This is a genomic window from Polaromonas sp. CF318, assembly GCF_000282655.1.
Classification (GTDB): Bacteria; Pseudomonadota; Gammaproteobacteria; order Burkholderiales; family Burkholderiaceae_C; genus Polaromonas.
In genome coordinates this window covers 13,406-30,756 of sequence record NZ_AKIV01000071.1, presented here as the reverse complement: position 1 = coordinate 30,756, position 17,351 = coordinate 13,406, and the positions used below count along the sequence as shown (strand labels likewise).

At 63.4% G+C, this 17,351-nt stretch carries 16 protein-coding genes; 3 read left to right on the top strand and 13 right to left on the bottom strand.

The annotated features are described in order from the left end of the window. Positions 1-52: 52 nt before the first annotated feature. The 13 genes from PMI15_RS13165 to gyrA all read right to left on the bottom strand — a co-directional run bounded on the left by PMI15_RS13165 (position 53) and on the right by gyrA (position 14,980). The gene (locus PMI15_RS13165; RefSeq protein WP_007869504.1) at positions 53-730 is read right to left on the bottom strand and encodes a helix-hairpin-helix domain-containing protein; all 678 of its coding nucleotides are present in this window, start codon (positions 728-730) and stop codon (positions 53-55) included. Between the two features lie 153 nt (positions 731-883). After that, complete coding sequence (gene rfaD, locus PMI15_RS13160; RefSeq protein ID WP_007869502.1) at positions 884-1,882, bottom strand: ADP-glyceromanno-heptose 6-epimerase; 999 nt, start codon at positions 1,880-1,882, stop codon at positions 884-886. A gap of 26 nt (positions 1,883-1,908) precedes the next feature. Next, the gene (rfaE1, locus tag PMI15_RS13155; RefSeq protein WP_007869499.1) at positions 1,909-2,844 is read right to left on the bottom strand and encodes a D-glycero-beta-D-manno-heptose-7-phosphate kinase; all 936 of its coding nucleotides are present in this window, start codon (positions 2,842-2,844) and stop codon (positions 1,909-1,911) included. A gap of 21 nt (positions 2,845-2,865) precedes the next feature. Continuing rightward, positions 2,866-4,011: a lipopolysaccharide assembly protein LapB gene (gene lapB / locus PMI15_RS13150; protein WP_007869496.1), complete on the bottom strand. Its 1,146-nt coding sequence runs from the start codon at positions 4,009-4,011 to the stop codon at positions 2,866-2,868. Beyond that, positions 4,001-4,282 (bottom strand): lipopolysaccharide assembly LapA domain-containing protein, encoded by a 282-nt coding sequence (locus PMI15_RS13145; protein WP_036838921.1) that lies wholly within the window; start codon positions 4,280-4,282, stop codon positions 4,001-4,003. Before PMI15_RS13145 ends, lapB begins: the two co-directional genes overlap by 11 nt. Positions 4,283-4,372: 90 nt before the next feature. Continuing rightward, complete coding sequence (locus PMI15_RS13140; protein WP_007869491.1) at positions 4,373-4,687, bottom strand: integration host factor subunit beta; 315 nt, start codon at positions 4,685-4,687, stop codon at positions 4,373-4,375. A 66-nt stretch (positions 4,688-4,753) separates the two neighbouring features. Next, complete coding sequence (gene rpsA / locus PMI15_RS13135) at positions 4,754-6,439, bottom strand: 30S ribosomal protein S1 (RefSeq protein ID WP_007869489.1); 1,686 nt, start codon at positions 6,437-6,439, stop codon at positions 4,754-4,756. Positions 6,440-6,591: 152 nt separating this feature from the next. Next, positions 6,592-8,574 carry a bifunctional 3-phosphoshikimate 1-carboxyvinyltransferase/cytidylate kinase gene (locus tag PMI15_RS13130; protein ID WP_007869487.1) on the bottom strand — a complete coding sequence of 661 codons (1,983 nt, stop codon included), beginning with the start codon at positions 8,572-8,574 and terminating at the stop codon, positions 6,592-6,594. A 10-nt stretch (positions 8,575-8,584) separates the two neighbouring features. Further along, positions 8,585-9,463, bottom strand: coding sequence for a prephenate dehydrogenase/arogenate dehydrogenase family protein (locus tag PMI15_RS13125; RefSeq protein WP_007869485.1), 879 nt, complete (start codon positions 9,461-9,463; stop codon positions 8,585-8,587). A gap of 33 nt (positions 9,464-9,496) precedes the next feature. Beyond that, positions 9,497-10,579, bottom strand: a complete 1,083-nt coding sequence (gene pheA / locus PMI15_RS13120; RefSeq protein WP_007869483.1) for a prephenate dehydratase — start codon at positions 10,577-10,579, stop codon at positions 9,497-9,499. Positions 10,580-10,659: 80 nt separating this feature from the next. Next, on the bottom strand, positions 10,660-11,766 hold the full coding sequence (gene serC / locus PMI15_RS13115) for a 3-phosphoserine/phosphohydroxythreonine transaminase (protein WP_007869481.1): 1,107 nt from the start codon (positions 11,764-11,766) through the stop codon (positions 10,660-10,662). After that, on the bottom strand, positions 11,763-12,332 hold the full coding sequence (locus PMI15_RS13110; protein WP_007869479.1) for a DUF2059 domain-containing protein: 570 nt from the start codon (positions 12,330-12,332) through the stop codon (positions 11,763-11,765). Before PMI15_RS13110 ends, serC begins: the two co-directional genes overlap by 4 nt. Then, the gene (gene gyrA, locus PMI15_RS13105) at positions 12,332-14,980 is read right to left on the bottom strand and encodes a DNA gyrase subunit A (protein WP_007869476.1); all 2,649 of its coding nucleotides are present in this window, start codon (positions 14,978-14,980) and stop codon (positions 12,332-12,334) included. The genes PMI15_RS13110 and gyrA overlap by 1 nt, the downstream gene beginning before the upstream one ends. 252 nt (positions 14,981-15,232) lie before the next feature. On the opposite strand from gyrA, the gene ompA reads away from it, so the two are divergent. The 3 genes from ompA (at position 15,233) to PMI15_RS13090 (ending at position 17,343) form a co-directional block, all read left to right on the top strand. Further along, positions 15,233-15,871 (top strand): outer membrane protein OmpA, encoded by a 639-nt coding sequence (gene ompA / locus PMI15_RS13100; protein ID WP_007869473.1) that lies wholly within the window; start codon positions 15,233-15,235, stop codon positions 15,869-15,871. Between the two features lie 66 nt (positions 15,872-15,937). After that, positions 15,938-16,645: a bifunctional 2-polyprenyl-6-hydroxyphenol methylase/3-demethylubiquinol 3-O-methyltransferase UbiG gene (gene ubiG / locus PMI15_RS13095; RefSeq protein ID WP_007869470.1), complete on the top strand. Its 708-nt coding sequence runs from the start codon at positions 15,938-15,940 to the stop codon at positions 16,643-16,645. A 32-nt stretch (positions 16,646-16,677) separates the two neighbouring features. Then, positions 16,678-17,343 (top strand): HAD-IA family hydrolase, encoded by a 666-nt coding sequence (locus PMI15_RS13090; RefSeq protein ID WP_007869467.1) that lies wholly within the window; start codon positions 16,678-16,680, stop codon positions 17,341-17,343. The last annotated feature ends 8 nt before the right edge of the window (positions 17,344-17,351 follow it).

Below are 17,351 nucleotides of genomic sequence, written 5' to 3'. Positions count from 1 at the left end.
CTCAATGAAAAAAGCCCGCCAGTGGCGGGCTTTTTTGCTGCCGGGAACGGCTTTACTTCTTGGCGGCGCTGGCAGCGCTGGCGGCTGGCTTGGCGGTGTCGGCCTTGGCGTCTTTTTTCTCGTCCTTGGCGGCAGGCTTAGCGTCCTTGGCCTTCTTGGCGTCTTCCTTCGCCTTCTTGTCAGCGTCGGCCTTGGCTTTGGCTTCATCCGCCTTCTTTTTCTTTTCTTCGGCCTTGGCCTTCTTGTCGGCCTCTTTCTTGGCCTTGGCTTCCTCAGCCTTGGCTTTGGCCTCGGCCTTGGGGTCTTTCTTCTCCGCGGCCGCTGCGGGGGCCGGTGCGGCGGCTACAGGCGCGGCCGGTTTGGCTTCGGCTTTTTTCTCTTCGGCCTTGGCGGCGGGCTTGTCATCTTTTTTCGCGGCGGCTGCGGGTTTTTCATCCTTCTTGGCGGCAGGGCTCGCGGCCACGCCCTTGAAGCTGGCACCGCCCACTGTCAGGCCTTCGGCGGAAAACTTGGCGGCGTTGCCTTCGCCCACGCCCTTGACGCGTTCGATGAAGTCGTTCCAGTCCTTGAAGCTGCCTTTCTTGCGCTCATCGATGATCTTGCCCGAGATGCCGGGGCCTATGCCCTTGATGCCGTCAAGCTCGGCCGCGGTGGCCTTGTTGACGTCAACAGCGGCGAACGAAACGGCCATGTACATGGCGGCGACGAAGGCCAGGATTTTTTTGAACATGAGAGATCTCCTCAAAGATTGGATTGAAGTGAAGGCACGTGATCCATCCTTGTGAAGAAGGAGGTCTTCTTCATAACGGCCCGTCCTGGACCGCGTTGACTACCGGCCCCGGCTTTGGGGCCAGGAAAACCCTAGTGAGAGGCTGGCGCGGACTCAGCCCGCGGCGGCGCTCAAGGCCTGCATGTAAGCGGCCACACCCGTTTGCACATCGGCGAAGGCATGGGTGCAGCCGACAGCGCGCAGCGCGCGCGGGTCGGCCTGGGTGTAGCTCTGGTATTTGCCGACCAGCGCGGGCGGGAAGGCGATGTATTCGATCAGGCCGCCGCGCACGGCTTCTTCCAGGCTCAGGGCCGGGCCTTTGCGCAAGGTGTTCACGACGGCCAGGGCCACGTCGTTGAAGGGCTGGGCCCGGCCGGTGCCGAGGTTGAAGATGCCGGACTTGCCGGGGTTGTCGAAGAACCAGAGGTTCACGGCCACCACGTCGTCGATGAAGATGAAGTCGCGCATCTGGCCGCCGGCGCCGTAGCCGCCGTATTCGCCGAAGAGCTTGACCTTGCCCTCGGCCTGGAACTGGTTGAACTGGTGGAAGGCGACGCTGGCCATGCGGCCCTTGTGCTGCTCACGCGGGCCGTAGACGTTGAAGTAGCGAAAGCCCGCGACCTGGGTGGCGGTGTTTTCAAAACGGGCGCCGAGCTCGCGCCGCATGCGCTGGTCGAACAGCAGCTTGGAGTAGCCGTAGACGTTGAGCGGGCGCTCGAACTCGGGCGACTCGGTAAAGGTGTCGGAGCCGCCGTAGGTCGCGGCCGAGGAGGCGTAGAGCAGGCGCGTGCCCTGGTCCTGGCAGGCGTGGAACAGCTCGCAGGACAGCGTGTAGTTGTTGTCCATCATGTACTTGCCGTCGGCTTCCATGGTGTCGCTGCAGGCGCCTTCGTGGAACACGGCCTCGACCCGGCCGTAGGCGCCTTCGGCGAACAGCTCGTAGAAGTCGTCGGCGTCGACATAGTCGGCGATCTTCAGGTCGGCCAGGTTGCGGAATTTGTCGCCATGGGTCAGGTCGTCGACGGCGATGATGTCATCGATGCCGCGGGCGTTGAGGCCCTTGATGATGTTGCTGCCAATGAAGCCGGCGGCGCCGGTGACTACGATTTTCATGATGGATCCTTGAGGTGAGCGCAAGCTCACTGCGCGGCGAACAGCTCGCCGTAGTTGACGGTGGCGGTGCCGAACTTGCCGACCACGATGCCGCCGGCGCGGTTGGCGATAGGCACGGCCTCGCGCAGACTCATTCCGGTGGCGGTCATGGCGGCCAGCGTGGCGATCACGGTGTCGCCGGCGCCGGTGACGTCGAACACCTCGCGCGCCACAGCGGGGACGTTGAGTTCGCCCTCGGCATCGAACAGGGTCATGCCTTCTTCGCTGCGCGTGAGCAGCAGGGCTTCCAGGTTAAGCGTCGTCCGCAGGTTGTGGGCCTTGGTGCGCAGGTCGGCTTCGCTGCTCCAGGCGCCTATGACATGCTCAAGCTCGGCGCGATTCGGGGTGATGACGCTGGCGTTTTTGTAGCGCGCGTAGTCCGAGCCCTTGGGGTCGACCAGCACCACCTTGCCGGCGGCGCGGGCCTGGGCAATCATCAGCACGATGTGCGCGAGGCCGCCCTTGCCGTAATCGGAGAACAGCACCGCGTCGTGCTCGGTGTGCAGCTTTTCAAAGGTGGCCGACTGCGAGGCCAGCACTTCGTTTTCAGGCGTGTTCTCGAAGTCCAGGCGTATGAGCTGCTGCTGCCGGCCGATGACGCGCAGCTTGACGGTGGTCTTGAGCTGGGCGTCGCGGCCGAAATAGGGCGTGATGCCGGTCTTGGCGACCAGTGCCTCGAGCTGGTGGCTGGCCTCGTCTTCGCCCACCACGCTCAGCAGCGAAGCCTGCGCGCCCAGCGTGACGATGTTGTAGGCCACGTTGGCCGCGGCGCCTATGCGCTCCTCTGTGCGTGTGACGCGCACCACGGGCACCGGCGCCTCGGGCGAGATGCGGTCCACCGCGCCGTACCAGTAGCGGTCCAGCATGGCGTCGCCCACCACGAGGACGCGGGCCGAGGAAATCTTTTCAGGCGTCAATTGCATGCTCATCTGTCTTGTCTTTTTCTACAGCTCTTCTATTCGGCGCGTCGGGTAGCTGTCCCAGGCCTGGCAGCCGGGGCAGTGCCAGAAGTGCTGGGTGGCTTCAAAGCCGCAGGCCGCGCAGCGGTAACGCATCAGGGGCTTGGTGGCCTGGTCCAGGGCGCGCTGGACCAGCGTGTGGTGCTGCTCGTCCTGCAGCTTCTCGCCGGCGATCCATTTGCCGGCCGCGACCAGCGAGGCCTGGCGCTCCAGGTGCTTCACATACCACTGCCGCGCCGAAGCCGGGTCTTTTTCGAGTTTGACGATGGCCTCGATCACGTCGATCGACGGCATGTTGGCGTAGCTGGCCTTGAGCAGCTCCAGCGCCATGGCCTCCTGGCCGCCGGCCTGCGCGATGTTGGCCAGCAGGCCAGCGGCCAGCGGCAGGCCTTGCGGCGCGGTTTTTTCGAGCTTTAGCAGGGTTTGCAGGGCGTCCTGCGGGCGGCCCAGCTGGTTTTGCAGCTTCGCCAGGTCTATCAGGGGGCGGGCCAGGGTCGGCGCCATGGCGATGGCTTCCTGCAGGGCGCCCAGGGCCCGGGTGGTGTCGCCGGCGGCCACGCAGGCGCCGGCCTGCTCGCACAGGTAGTGTGCCTGGCGGGCGCTGAAGCTGCCATGGCTGGAGCTGCCGAGCCGGGCGGCGATTTCCGTGGCATTGGCCCAGTCGCGCGAGCGTTCGTAAATCGACAGCAAGGCCAGCCGCGCCTCTTCTTCAAAGGGCGTGCCTTCGAGCTTTCGCAAGGCGGCCTCGGCGCGGTCCAGCAGGCCGGCCTTGAGAAAGTCGAGCGCCAGGGCATGCTGGGCGCGGTCGCGCTCGGGCTGCGTGAGGTCGCCGCGCGACATCAGGTGCTCGTGCACGCGCACGGCGCGCTCGTATTCGCCGCGGCGGCGAAACAGGTTGCCCAGCGCGAAGTGGAGCTCGGAGGTGTCCGGGTCGCTCTGCACCGCCTCGATGAAGGCGTCTATGGCCTGGTCCTGCTGCTCGTTGAGCAGGAAGTTCAGGCCTTTGAAATAGGCCTTGGGCGCCTGGCGGTTTTCGATGCGCAGCTGTCGCAAGTCCAGCCGTGAGGCCAGCCAGCCCAGCGTGAAGGCAATCGGAAACCCGAGCAGGACCCAGGTAAAGTCAAATTCCATGGTGCATCGTGGACGGGTCTTCGCTGACGGTGTGGGGACCCATGGTGGAGGCGTATTTGGCCGACCGGCGTTTTTTCCACCAGCGCGGCATCATGACAAAAATGCCGAGTGCCAGCCCGCAGGCGAAGGTCGCCAGCACGACCAGCACCAGGGGCGCTTGCCACATGGTGCCAAAAAAGAAATACACCGCAACCGTTTGCTGGTTATTCAGTGCAAAAGCGAAGAGCGTAAAAAAAATGGCTGCTTTAAGCAGCCACATGAGGTATTTCACTTGGTAATCCCCCGGGTGGTCTGGCGATTGTAGCCAGACCACCGAGGGACACCAGCAAGACTGGGACCTGTTTACGGCCGTAAACAGGTTCTACTTGGGTTCCGTGACCGCCAACAATTCCTGGGTGCGGGCATCAACGGCTTCGCGCAATGCCTTCCCGGGTTTGAAATGCGGCACCCGCTTTTCAGGGATGGCCACGCTTTCGCCGGAACGCGGGTTGCGCCCCATGCGGGGCGGGCGCCGGTTGATGGAGAAACTGCCGAAACCCCTGATTTCAATGCGATGGCCGCGCACCAGCGCGTCGCTCATGGCGTCAAGAATCGTCTTGACGGCATATTCGGCGTCGCGGTGCGTCAGCTGGCTGAATCGGGCCGCCAGTTCTTCGACGAGGTCGCTTCGGGTCATGGATCAAGTAGCTGCACAGCGCTGCGACCCGCCCCTGGGGGCGCATCGCAGTGCTGCGCGGTTGCCTTACTTTTCGTTGTTGTCCAGCTTGGCGCGCAGCAGGGCGCCCAGGCTGGTCGTGCCGGCGTTTTCGCGGGAAGACTGCTGGCTCAGGTTGGCCATGGCTTCCTGCTGGTCGGCGTTGTCCTTGGCCTTGACCGACAGCTGGATGTTGCGGGTCTTGCGATCCACGTTCACCACAACCGCGGAGACTTCGTCGCCTTCCTTCAGCACGTTGCGAGCGTCTTCGACGCGGTCGCGGCTGATTTCGCTGGCGCGCAGGTAGCCGATGATGTCTTCGCCCAGGTCGATTTCAGCGCCCTTGGCGTCAACCGTCTTGACCTTGCCGGTCACGATCGCGCCCTTGTCGTTGATCGACACGAACGTGGTGAACGGATCGGAATCCAGCTGCTTGATGCCCAAGGAGATGCGCTCGCGGTCGACGTCGACGGCCAGCACGATGGCTTCCACTTCCTGGCCCTTTTTGTAGTTGCGAACGGCGGCTTCGCCGGGTTCGTTCCACGAGAGGTCGGACAGGTGCACCAGGCCGTCGATGCCGGCAGCCAGGCCCACGAAGACGCCGAAGTCGGTGATCGACTTGATCGGGCCCTTGACGCGGTCGCCGCGCTTGGTTTCCTGTGCGAACTCTTGCCATGGGTTGGCCTTGCACTGCTTCATGCCCAGGCTGATGCGGCGCTTGTCTTCGTCGATCTCGAGGACCATGACTTCGACTTCGTCGCCCAGGGCCACGAGCTTGCTCGGGGCCACGTTCTTGTTGGTCCAGTCCATTTCGGACACGTGGACCAGGCCTTCGATGCCGGGTTCGAGTTCCACAAACGCGCCGTAGTCGGCGATGTTGGTGATCTTGCCGAACAGGCGCGTGCCTTGCGGGTAGCGGCGGTTCACGCCCATCCATGGGTCGTCGCCCATTTGCTTCAGACCCAGCGAGACACGGTTCTTTTCGGTGTCGAACTTCAGGATCTTGGCAACAATCTCTTGGCCAGCCGTCACCACTTCGCTAGGGTGACGCACGCGGCGCCATGCCATGTCGGTGATGTGCAGCAGGCCGTCGATGCCGCCGAGGTCAACGAATGCACCGTATTCGGTGATGTTCTTGACGACGCCCTTGACGGCAGTGCCTTCCTTGAGGGTTTCCATCAGCTTGGCGCGTTCTTCGCCCATGCTGGCTTCGACCACGGCGCGGCGGCTCAGCACCACGTTGTTGCGTTTGCGATCGAGCTTGATGACCTTGAATTCCATGGTCTTGTTCTCGTAGGGAGACAAGTCCTTGATGGGGCGGGTGTCGATGAGCGAGCCGGGCAGGAAGGCGCGGATGCCGTTGACGAGGACGGTGAGGCCGCCCTTGACTTTGCCGCTGGTCTGGCCGGTGACGAACTCGCCGGATTCCAGGGCTTTTTCCAGGCTCATCCACGAAGCCAGGCGCTTGGCCTTGTCGCGGGACAGCAGGGTGTCGCCGTAGCCGTTTTCGACGGAGTCGATGGCCACGGAGACGAAATCGCCGACCTGGACTTCGAGCTCGCCCTGGTCGTTCTTGAATTCTTCGAGGGGGACATAAGCCTCGGATTTGAGTCCGGCATTCACAACAACGTGGTTGTGGTCGATACGAACGACTTCGGCGGTGATGACTTCACCGGTACGCATTTCAGAGCGTTGCAGCGATTCGTTAAATAGGTCGGCAAAAGATTCAGACATGATTTTCCTAGTCCACACAACAGGGTTCCAATAGCGGAATTGCTATTGTTTTTATAGCTGCTTGCGGCGGTGTTTTTGCGGCCAGACGTCTGGTAAGGCCGCGGGTTACGTTGATGAACCTGCTGACCCAAGCGCAGGTTGCGCGTCGGGGGTCAGAAGGGCCGGGTGCCTTGCCACCATTCAAGCACCTGCTCCACCGATTTCTCAATCGACAGATAGGAGTTATCCAGGGGGCGGGCGTCATCAGCAGGTTTCAAAGGGGCTGCTTTTCGCGACGAATCGCGCGCATCACGTGCCTCTAAATCTTGCTGAATCTCGCTGATTGTAGCCGAATTTCCCTTTGAAATCAACTGCTTATGCCGGCGTTCGGCGCGGTGCAGGGCGTTGGCCGTGAGGAAAACCTTGAGCGGGGCATCCGGGAAGATGACGGTTCCCATGTCCCGGCCGTCGGCGACCAGTCCCGGCAGCTTGCGAAAGCTGTGCTGGAGCTCCAGCAGGGCGGCGCGAACCTCGGGGTGGGCCGACACGCGAGAGGCCGCCATGCCGGCGGCTTCGGTGCGTATGGCCTCGGAGACGTCCTGGGGCCCGAGAAAAATGCGGTCGCGCTGAAAGTGCACCGGCATGGTGCGCGCCACGCGGGCCACGCCGGGCCCGTCGTCCAGCGAAACGCCGGCCAGCGCCGCGGCATGGGCGCTCAGGCGGTAAAGCGCGCCCGAATCCAGGTAGTGGTAGCCCAGCCGGTGGGCCGTCAGGGCCGCCAGCGTGCCCTTGCCGGAGGCCGTCGGGCCGTCGATGCAGATGACGGGAACCTGGCCGGTGCCGGCTTGGGCCACTTCAAACAGGGCTTCGAAGTAATCGGGAAAGGTTTTGGCGACGCATTTGGGGTCCAGGATTCGCACCGGCAACTGTGCCGGGTTGAAGGCCGCCAGCGAAAAACACATGGCCACGCGGTGGTCGTCGTAGGTATGAATCGCGCCCGTCGTCCATTCGGTGGGGGGGGTGATCTTGAGGTAGTCCGCGCCTTCCTCGACCACGGCGCCGAATTTTTGCAGCTCGCAGGCCATGGCGGCGATGCGGTCGGTTTCCTTGACGCGCCAGCTCGCGATGTTGCGCAGCGTGGTGGTGCCGTCGGCGTAGAGGGCCATCACGGCCAGTGTCATGGCGGCGTCGGGGATGTGGTTGCAGTCCAGGTCTATGGCCTTGAGCGGCCAGGTGCCGCGCGAAATGCGCAGCGAGTTCGGTGCGCTGTCGACCCGCGCGCCCATCATTTCGGCGGCCTCGACGAAGCGGATGTCACCCTGGATGGAGGCGGCGCCCACACCCTGGATTTCGATGCCGGAGTACCCCGGGGATGCCGCCGCGATGGCACCCAGTGCGATGAAATAGCTGGCCGAGGAGGCGTCGCCCTCGACATGGATGGCGCCCGGCGACTGGTAGCGGCTGCCGGCCGGAATTGTGAAGCGTTCCCAGCCCTCGCGCTTGACGTCTATGCCGAAGCGCTGCAGCAGCTTGAGCGTGATCTCAATGTAGGGCCGGGAGATCAGCTCGCCGACCACTTCAATGTAAATATCCCGCTCGGCGACCAGCGGCAGGGCCATCAGCAGGGCGGTCAGGAACTGGCTGGAGACGTCGCCGCGCACCCGTATGGGCTGCTCCAGCTTGGGTTGCCCGGGCCGCAGGCGCAGCGGTGGAAAACCTTCGTTGCCGAGGTAGTCGATGGTGCAGCCCAGTTGCCGGAGCGCATCGACCAGGTCGCCTATGGGCCTTTCGTGCATGCGCGGCACGCCGGACAGCTCGAATTCCCCTCCCAGCAGGGCCAACGCGGCCGTCAGCGGCCGCATGGCCGTGCCGGCATTGCCCATGAAGAGCTTGGCCGGGGTCTGGACGGGCCGGCCGCCCAGCCCGCTGATGACGGCGGTGTTGCCGTCCTGCCGCACTGTGCAGCCGAGCTGCCTGAGCGCGGCCAGCATCACGGCGGTGTCGTCGGAGGCGAGCAGGTCGTGGACCGTGGTCTCGCCGTGGCTCAGGGCGGCCAGCAGGAGGACGCGGTTGGAAATGCTTTTGGAGCCGGGCAGGCGGACGGTGCCGCCCGCGCTGCGCAAGGGCGGAACGTCCAGGAACTCGGTGTCGAACATGGACTGCGGGCTATTTGTGCGATTTTTGTGAGGAGATGCGCCAGTTGGCCCGGGTCTCGCTGGCCCGCTCGATCAGCACTTCAAGGACGTCGCCGCTGCTGCTGGCAATCAGTTCCTCGAGCGACTTTAGGGTCTCCTGGAAAATCTTGGACTGGGCCAGCAGTTCTTCGCGATTCGCGATCAGGATGTCGCGCCACATTTTCGGGTCGCTGGCGGCGATGCGCGTGAAGTCCCGAAAGCCGGGGCCGGCCAGCGACATGTATTCCTTGCCATGGTCCTGCCCGGTGATGCCGTTGATCAGGGCAAAAGCGATCAGGTGCGGCAGGTGGCTGACGGCGGCGTAGGCGGCGTCATGGGCCTGGGGCGACATCTTGAGGACATGGCAGCCCAGGGCCGTCCAGACGTCGTTGGCTTTCTGCAGTTGTACCGTGAAGGTGCGCTCTATGGGCGTCAGGATGACCTGCTTGCCGGCGTAGAGGTCCACGTCCGCATGCTCAACCCCCGAGACTTCCTTGCCGGTGATCGGGTGGCAGGGCACGAAGGAGCCGACGTTGTCGCGCAGCACGCGCCGGGCGGCGTCCACCACGTCGCGCTTGGTCGAGCCGACGTCCATGATCAGCGTGTTCGGGCCGACCAGGTGGCGTATGGCTTTGAAGGTGGCCTCCGTCGCGGAAACCGGAACGGCCAGCAAAACGATGTCGGCCCCCGAGACCGCCAGCAGCGCCGAAGGCGCCTCCACGTCGATCACGCCCATCTGGCGCGCCCGCTCCGTGGTGGAGGGGGATTTGCTGTAGCCGACGACGCGCTTGACCAGGCCGGCACGTTTGAGCGCCAGCGCGAATGAGCCACCCATCAGGCCGCATCCAATGAGACCTAATTGTTCAAACATGTTGTGGCACCAGGGAGGTTGTGAGTCGTTGCATTAATCGCCGATGGGATAGGTTCCGAGGACCTTGTAAAAGGCGCACAGCTGCTGCAAATCGGCCAGCGCGGCTTTGACATGGTCCTGGGAGGGGTGACCTTGCAGGTCAATATAAAAATAGTATTCCCACTGGCCGGAGCGTGCCGGGCGCGATTCGAAGCGGGTCATGGAGACGCCGTGGGCTTTCAGCGGCATCAGGATGTCGTGGACGGCGCCCGGGCGGTTGGGCACGGATACCACCAGGCTGACGCAATCCTTGCCGGATGCGGGCGGGGAGGGCAGTGTCTGCGGCAGGCAGACCACGGCAAAACGTGTGCGGTTGAAGGCGTCGTCCTGGATGGCGTGGGCCGCCGTATAAAGGCCGAATTGGGTGGCCGCCCGGTCGCTTGCGATGCCGGCCCAGGCCGGGTTGGTGGTGGCCAGGCGCGCGCCCTCGGCGTTGCTGGAGGCGGTGCGGCGGTCGGCGTGGGGCAGGTGCGTGGTCAGCCAGCCCTGGCATTGGGCCAGCGCCTGGGGGTGGGCGTAGACCGCTTCTATGCCTTCGAGCGACTCCGAGAGCCGCAGCAGGTTGTGGCGCACCATCAGGCTGATTTCGCCGACGATGTGCAGGGGGGAGTTGAGGAACAGGTCGAGCGAGCGGGAAACCACGCCTTCGGTGGAGTTTTCCACCGGCACGACGCCGTAGCTGGCGCTGCCGGCCGCCGTCGCGCGAAAGACCTCATCGATGCTGATGCAGGGAACGTGTTCGATGCTGGCACCGAAAAACTGCAGCGCCGCTTGTTCGCTGAAGGTGCCGGCGGGGCCCAGGTAGGCCACGCGCACCGGCGATTCCAGGGCCAGGCAGGCCGACATGATTTCGCGCCAGACGGCCGCCACGTGCTCGTTCTTGAGCGGTCCCTGGTTGGCCTGCTGGATCTGCTCTATCACCTGGGCCACCCGGTCGGGACGGAAAAACGGCGTACCTTCACGTTTTTTGAGCTCCCCGACCTGCTCGGCCACCTGGGCGCGGCGGTTCAACAGGGAAAGCAATTCTCTGTCCAGGGCGTCGATCTGGACGCGTAAATCAGCAAGGTTGGCAGTCATATCAGGGGCCGTCCGCCCGCGCCATCTGCACTGGATGCCCCTTGGGGACAGTGAATGTGGCGGGCATGGGGTATTTCGTCCTAGGCGTGTTTTTGTTCGAATTCTCGCATGTACGCCACCAGCGCCTGCACGCCGGCCAGCGGCATGGCGTTGTAAATGCTGGCGCGCATGCCGCCTACCGACTTGTGGCCCTTGAGCTGAAGCAGGCCCGCCGCCTTGGCGCCGGCCAGGAAAGCCTCGTTGCGCGATTCGTCGCGCAGGAAAAAAGGCACGTTCATGCGCGAGCGGCAGTCCTTGCCGACCTTGTTCAGGTAGAACTGCGAGCTGTCGATCGCGTCGTAAAGCAGCTGCGCCTTGGCCAGGTTACGCTTTTCCATGGCCGCGACACCGGCGGCCGCGCCTTCCCGCTGGCGCTTGAGCCACTGAAAGGTCAGGCCCGCGATGTAGATGGCGTAGGTGGGCGGCGTGTTGTACATCGACTGGTTGTCCGCCACCGTCTTGTAATCGAAGGCGCTGGGGCATGCCGCCATGGCGTGGCCGAGCAGGTCCTCGCGGATGACCACCAGCGTCACGCCGGCGGGACCGAGGTTTTTCTGCGCCCCGCCGAAGGCCAGGCCAACGCGGGACCAGTCGACGGACCGTGAGGCCACGTGGGACGAGAAGTCAATCACCAGGGGTGCGTCGCTTCCCAGGGCCTTGAGGTCCGGCAGGCTCTGGAATTCCACGCCGTTGATGGTTTCGTTGGTGCACAGGTGCACGTAGGCCGCGTCCGGGCGCAGCTTCCAGCCCGAAGGCGCGGGCAGCTGCGTGTGCCCGTTGTCGGCGTTGCTGGCGGCGACCTGCGCGTCGCAGTACTTGCGCGCTTCTTTTTGCGACTTGTCGCTCCAGCTGCCGGTCACCACAAAATCAGCGGAACGCCCGCGCGACAGGTTCAGCGGAACGATGGCGTTCTCGGCCAGCCCGCCGCCCTGCATGAACAGGATCTTGAAGTGGGCCGGAACGGCCATGAGTTCGCGAAAATCGGCCTCGGCGGCTTCATAGATGGAGATGAACTCCTTGCCGCGATGGCTCATCTCCATCACGCTCATGCCGCTGCCGTGCCAGTCCAGCATTTCACCCGCCGCCTGCTGCAAAACCTCCTCGGGCAGGTTCGCAGGGCCGGCGGAAAAATTGAACGGACGGGTCATTTCTTCGCGGGCGGCTTGGCTGCTCCCGGGGCAGGGCTGGTGCCGACGATCTTTACCGCCGTCTCGTCGAACTGCTTGATGCGCGCCACCACGTCGGTGCGCGAGGCCTCGACGAGTTTCTGCACAAAGACGTTGCCGAGCTCAGGCGCGGTGGCCTGGTATTTTTTGATGGCGGGGGACTCGAAGAAGGCGGCGATCTGCTGGAGTTCCTCGAGCGTGAAACGCTCCGCGTAGGCGGGTACCAGCGATTCGGCGCTGACCTTGCCGACCTGCTTGCCGATCAGCTGGCTGGTGTCATCGGCGTACTTCTTGAGTTCGGCGTTGAGGTCTTCCGAGGCTTTTTGGCGCTTGGCCTTGGGTACGTTGGCTTCCAGCTGGGGGCCCCATTTGTTGATCAGGTCCTGGGCCGTGCTGCCGGCCAACTGGCCCACCAGGCGATCCAGCTCGGGACCCTGCTGCAGGGCGACCACTTTTTTGGCCAGCTCGGTTTTGGGGTCGGTCTGGGCGTGGACGGCTGCGCTGCAGGCCAGGCCGGCGATCGCGAGGGTGGTAATCAGTTTTTTCATCAATTGCTTTCCGTGTTGGAGGCGTCTGCGCCGGTGTCGTTTTCGGTGTCGAGGTCGTCCAGCGTGGCATCGTTTTCGACGATGCGCTGCAGGCCGCTCAATTGTGAGCCCTCGTCCAGGCCGATCAGCGTAACACCCTGTGTAGCCCTGCCCATCTCGCGGATTTCACTGACGCGTGTACGCACCAGCACGCCCTTGTCGGTGATGAGCATGATCTCGTCGTCGACGTGGACCAGCGTGGCGGCCACGACCTTGCCGTTGCGCTCACTTTGCTGGATGGCGATCATGCCCTTGGTGCCGCGGCCGTGGCGCGTGTATTCGGTGATGGAGGTACGCTTGCCGAAGCCGTTCTGGGTGGCCGTCAGCACGCTTTGCTGCTCGTCCTCGGCCACCAGCATGGCGATCACGCCCTGGCCGTCTTCGAGCGTCATGCCGCGCACGCCGCGCGCGTTGCGGCCCATGGGGCGCACGTCGTTTTCATCAAAGCGCACGGCCTTGCCGCCGTCGCTGAACAGCATCACGTCGTGCTTGCCGTCGGTCAGGGACGCGCCTATCAGGTAGTCGCCCGGGTCTAGGTCCACGGCGATGATGCCGGCCTTGCGCGGGTTGCTGAATTCGTCGAGGGCCGTCTTCTTCACGGTGCCCATGGAGGTGGCCATGAAGACGTACTGGTCGGCTGGGAAGCTGCGCTTGTCGCCCGTCAGCGGCAGGACCACAGTGATTTTTTCGCCTTCCTGCAGCGGGAACATGTTGACGATCGGCCGGCCGCGCGAGCCGCGCGACCCTGCGGGAACCTCCCAGACCTTGAGCCAGTAGAGCCGGCCCCGGTTGGAGAAGCACAGGATGTAGTCGTGCGTATTGGCGATGAAGAGCTGGTCGACCCAGTCGTCGTCCTTGGTGGCGGTGGCCTGCTTGCCGCGGCCGCCGCGTTTTTGCGCCCGGTACTCCGACAGCGGCTGGCTCTTGATGTAGCCGGTGTGCGAGAGCGTCACCACCATGTCGGTCGGCGTGATCAGGTCTTCGGTGCTGAGGTCGAAGGAGCTGTGCTCGATGTGGCTGCGCCGTGCGCCCAGCTTGGTCTGGCCGAACTCCAGCTTGATGGCGGACAGCTCTTCTCCGATGATGATGGAGACGCGCTCGGGCTTGGCCAGGATGTCGAGCAGGTCGTCGATTTCGGCCATGACTTCCTTGTACTCGGCCACGATCTTGTCCTGCTCCAGGCCGGTCAGGCGCTGCAGGCGCATCTGCAGGATTTCCTGGGCCTGGGTTTCCGACAGGCGGTACAGGCCGTCGCTGCCCATGCCGAACATTTTTTCAAGGCCGTCGGGACGGTAGTCGTCGGCGTTGACGATGCCGCCGTCGGCGCGCGTGCGGGTGAGCATTTCGCGCACCAGGCTGCTGTCCCAGGGGCGCAGCATCAGTTCGGCCTTGGCCACCGGCGGCGTGGGGGCGTTGCGGATGATGGCGATGAAGTCATCGATGTTGGCCAGTGCCACGGCCAGGCCTTCCAGCACATGGCCGCGTTCGCGCGCCTTGCGCAGCGTGTACACGGTGCGGCGCGTCACCACTTCGCGGCGGTGTGAGAGGAAGACCTGGATCAGGTCCTTCAGGTTGCACAGCTTGGGCTGGCCGTTGACCAGCGCCACCATGTTGATGCCGAAGGTGTCCTGCAGCTGGGTCTGCTTGTACAGGTTGTTCAGCACCACTTCGGGGACTTCGCCGCGCTTGAGTTCGATGACCAGGCGCATGCCGGACTTGTCGCTCTCGTCCTGGATGTGGCTGATGCCCTCGATTTTTTTCTCGTGCACCAGCTCGGCCATGCGCTCCTGCAGCGTCTTCTTGTTGACCTGGTAGGGCAGCTCGTCGACGATGATCGACTGGCGCTGGCCCTTGTCGATGTCCTCGAAGTGGCACTTGGCGCGCATCACCACCTTGCCGCGGCCGGTGCGGTAGCCGTCCTTGACGCCGTTGATGCCGTAAATAATGCCGCCTGTGGGGAAGTCGGGCGCCGGCACGATTTCCATCAATTCGTCGATGGAGGCCTCCGGATTCTTCAGCATGTGCAGGCAGGCGTCGACCACTTCGTTGAGGTTGTGGGGCGGGATATTGGTCGCCATGCCCACCGCGATGCCGCCCGATCCGTTGACCAGCAGGTTGGGCAACCGGGTCGGCACGACCAGGGGCTCCTGTTCGCTGCCGTCGTAGTTGGGGCCGAAATCGACGGTTTCCTTGTCCAGGTCGGCCAGCAATTCGTGGGCGATTTTCGACAGGCGGATTTCCGTATACCGCATGGCGGCCGCGTTGTCACCATCCACGGAGCCGAAATTTCCCTGGCCGTCGACCAGCAGATGGCGCAGGGAGAAGTCCTGGGCCATGCGAACAATGGTGTCATAGACCGACTGGTCGCCGTGCGGGTGGTATTTACCGATCACGTCGCCGACGATACGGGCCGACTTCTTGTAGGGGCGGTTCCAGTCGTTGTTCAGCTCATGCATCGCGTACAGAACGCGCCTGTGCACCGGCTTGAGGCCGTCCCTGGCATCGGGGAGGGCCCGGCCAACGATCACGCTCATGGCGTAATCGAGATAGCTGCGCCGCATTTCCTCTTCAAGACTGATGGGCAGGGTTTCTTTAGCGAACTGGGTCATGAGCGGCCTGGTTGGGATTTCGAGATTCTTGAGGAAAGCCAGCGATTTTAAGGCTTGAGTTTATAGCGGCCACTTGTGGCGGGGCAGCAACAAATGCTCAAGAATCTTAAGTCTGTGTCAGACGAAGCCGATAGCGTGCTTGAAGGTTGGGGCAGGTGTGGCACAATCGATGTAACGCTTTGAGTGATGGTCACTCACGGCGTGTAAATTACTAATCGCAGCAAGTCTGCGGCTTTTCTCTAGAGGAGAACCATGAAGAAACTCAACAAAGTGGCAATGTTGTTTGCTTCCGCAGCGCTTGCTACCGCCGCTGGGGCACAAACGATCGACAACTGGATGAACGGCAATCGTGAGCTGGTCTGGAAAAACGGCACCAACGAACTGTGCTGGCGCGATGCCAACTGGACGCCTGCTACTGCAGCCCCTGGTTGCGATGGCGCAATTGCCCCTGCGATGGCTCCCGCCGCTCCTGTTGCCGCTACTCCTGCTGCTCCTGCCCGTCCAGGTCCCGCTCCGGTCGCTCCTCCCGCCGCAACGAAGGTTACCTACGCCGCTGACGCTTTCTTTGACTTCAACAAGTCTGTGATCAAGCCAGAAGGCAAAGCCAAGCTGGACGATCTGGTCGGCAAGATCAAGGACATCAACCTGGAAGTCATCATCGCCGTGGGTCACACCGACTCCGTTGGTAGCGATGCTTACAACCAGAAGCTGTCGGTTCGCCGCTCGGAAGCCGTCAAGGCATATCTCGTGTCCAAGGGCATCGAGAAAAACCGGGTCTACACTGAAGGCAAGGGCGAGAAACAGCCAGTTGCTGACAACAAGACCGCTGAAGGCCGCGCCAAGAACCGCCGCGTCGAAATCGAAGTGGTTGGTACCCGCGCCAACAAGTAATCCTCCGGGATCGCTTCAAGAACCGCGCCTAGGCGCGGTTTTTTTATGCCTCAACGATAATGCCTCATGTCTACAAGCGATAACTTCGATCCCGCCGAGCTGGCCAAATTCTCCGACTTGGCCCATCGCTGGTGGGACACCGAAAGCGAGTTCCGCCCCCTGCACCAGATCAATCCCCTGCGCCTGGGCTGGATCGACGGCCAGGTTCCGCTCAAAGGGCTGCGCGTGCTGGATGTGGGCTGCGGCGGCGGTATCCTGGCCGATTCCATGGCCCGTAAGGGCTCCGAAGTCCTGGGCATAGATCTGGCCACAAAGGCGCTCAAAGTCGCCCAGCTCCATGCGCTGGAAGCCCAGACGGAAGGGGTGCAATACCGCGAAATCAGCGCCGAAGCGCTGGCGGCCGAGCGGCCGGGCAGTTTTGATGTCGTCACCTGCATGGAAATGCTGGAGCATGTGCCCGACCCTTCGTCCATCGTCAAAGCCTGCGCGGCGCTGGTCAAGCCCGGCGGGCATGTGTTTTTCTCCACCATCAACCGCAACGCCAAAGCCTTTCTGTTCGCCATTGTGGGCGCGGAGTATGTGCTGAACATGCTGCCCCGCGGCACCCACGAGTACGCCAAACTGGTCAAACCCAGTGAACTGGCCGGCTACTGCCGGACCTCCGGGCTCTCCCTGCTACAGACCCGCGGCATGGAGTACAACCCGCTGACGCGCCACTATTGGCTCAGCGCCGACACCAGCGTCAATTACCTGCTGGCCACCCAAAAGAGCTGAAATCCCGCGCTTCGCCTCAATTCACACCCGACATGTTCAAAGACATTGCTGCCGTGTTGTTCGACCTGGACGGCACCCTGATAGACAGCGCGCCCGACTTGGGCGCAGCCGCCGACAAAATGCGCACTGACCGGGGGCTGGCATCGCTTCCACTGGCGCTATACCGCCCCATGGCGGGCGCGGGCGCGCGCGGCATGATTGCTGTGGCCTTTGGTCTTACACCGGACGATGCCCGCTTCCCCGAGCTCAAGGAAGAGTTCTTCTGCAATTACGAGGCGCGCATGACCGAGCACACCACGGTGTTTGAAGGTGTGGCCGAACTGATCGCCCGGATCGGCCAGGCCGGCTTCAAGTGGGGTGTGGTGACCAACAAATCAGCCCGTTTTACCGTCCCGCTGACCAAGGCCATGCCGTTGTTCGACACCGCCCAAACCATTGTGAGCGGCGATACCACGCCGCATTCCAAACCGCACCCGGCGCCCCTGCTTGAGGCGGCGCGGCAGCTCGACATGGCGCCCGGCCGCTGTATTTATGTTGGCGACGACGAGCGCGACATCGTCGCGGGTCGGGCCGCGGGCATGCCCACGGTGGCCGCCGCCTACGGATACCTTGGCAAAACCGCCGACACCGGAGGCTGGAAAGCCGATGCGACCATCGCCGCACCCGGCGCCCTCTTGAATTTGTTGCGAATGGCGTAAACTAGGCC

Excerpts from the sequence above, each read along its gene's own strand:
- ompA (WP_007869473.1), top strand. The coding sequence starts at position 15,233 with ATGAAGAAACTCAACAAAGTGGCAATGTTGTTTGCTTCCGCAGCGCTT.
- rfaE1 (WP_007869499.1), bottom strand. The coding sequence starts at position 2,844 with ATGCAATTGACGCCTGAAAAGATTTCCTCGGCCCGCGTCCTCGTGGTG.
- gyrA (WP_007869476.1), bottom strand. The coding sequence starts at position 14,980 with ATGACCCAGTTCGCTAAAGAAACCCTGCCCATCAGTCTTGAAGAGGAA.
- PMI15_RS13110 (WP_007869479.1), bottom strand. The coding sequence starts at position 12,332 with ATGAAAAAACTGATTACCACCCTCGCGATCGCCGGCCTGGCCTGCAGC.
- ubiG (WP_007869470.1), top strand. The coding sequence starts at position 15,938 with ATGTCTACAAGCGATAACTTCGATCCCGCCGAGCTGGCCAAATTCTCC.
- PMI15_RS13090 (WP_007869467.1), top strand. The coding sequence starts at position 16,678 with ATGTTCAAAGACATTGCTGCCGTGTTGTTCGACCTGGACGGCACCCTG.
- PMI15_RS13125 (WP_007869485.1), bottom strand. The coding sequence starts at position 9,463 with ATGTTTGAACAATTAGGTCTCATTGGATGCGGCCTGATGGGTGGCTCA.
- serC (WP_007869481.1), bottom strand. The coding sequence starts at position 11,766 with ATGACCCGTCCGTTCAATTTTTCCGCCGGCCCTGCGAACCTGCCCGAG.
- lapB (WP_007869496.1), bottom strand. The coding sequence starts at position 4,011 with ATGGAATTTGACTTTACCTGGGTCCTGCTCGGGTTTCCGATTGCCTTC.
- rfaD (WP_007869502.1), bottom strand. The coding sequence starts at position 1,882 with ATGAAAATCGTAGTCACCGGCGCCGCCGGCTTCATTGGCAGCAACATC.
- pheA (WP_007869483.1), bottom strand. The coding sequence starts at position 10,579 with ATGACTGCCAACCTTGCTGATTTACGCGTCCAGATCGACGCCCTGGAC.
- PMI15_RS13140 (WP_007869491.1), bottom strand. The coding sequence starts at position 4,687 with ATGACCCGAAGCGACCTCGTCGAAGAACTGGCGGCCCGATTCAGCCAG.
- PMI15_RS13165 (WP_007869504.1), bottom strand. The coding sequence starts at position 730 with ATGTTCAAAAAAATCCTGGCCTTCGTCGCCGCCATGTACATGGCCGTT.
- rpsA (WP_007869489.1), bottom strand. The coding sequence starts at position 6,439 with ATGTCTGAATCTTTTGCCGACCTATTTAACGAATCGCTGCAACGCTCT.
- PMI15_RS13130 (WP_007869487.1), bottom strand. The coding sequence starts at position 8,574 with ATGTTCGACACCGAGTTCCTGGACGTTCCGCCCTTGCGCAGCGCGGGC.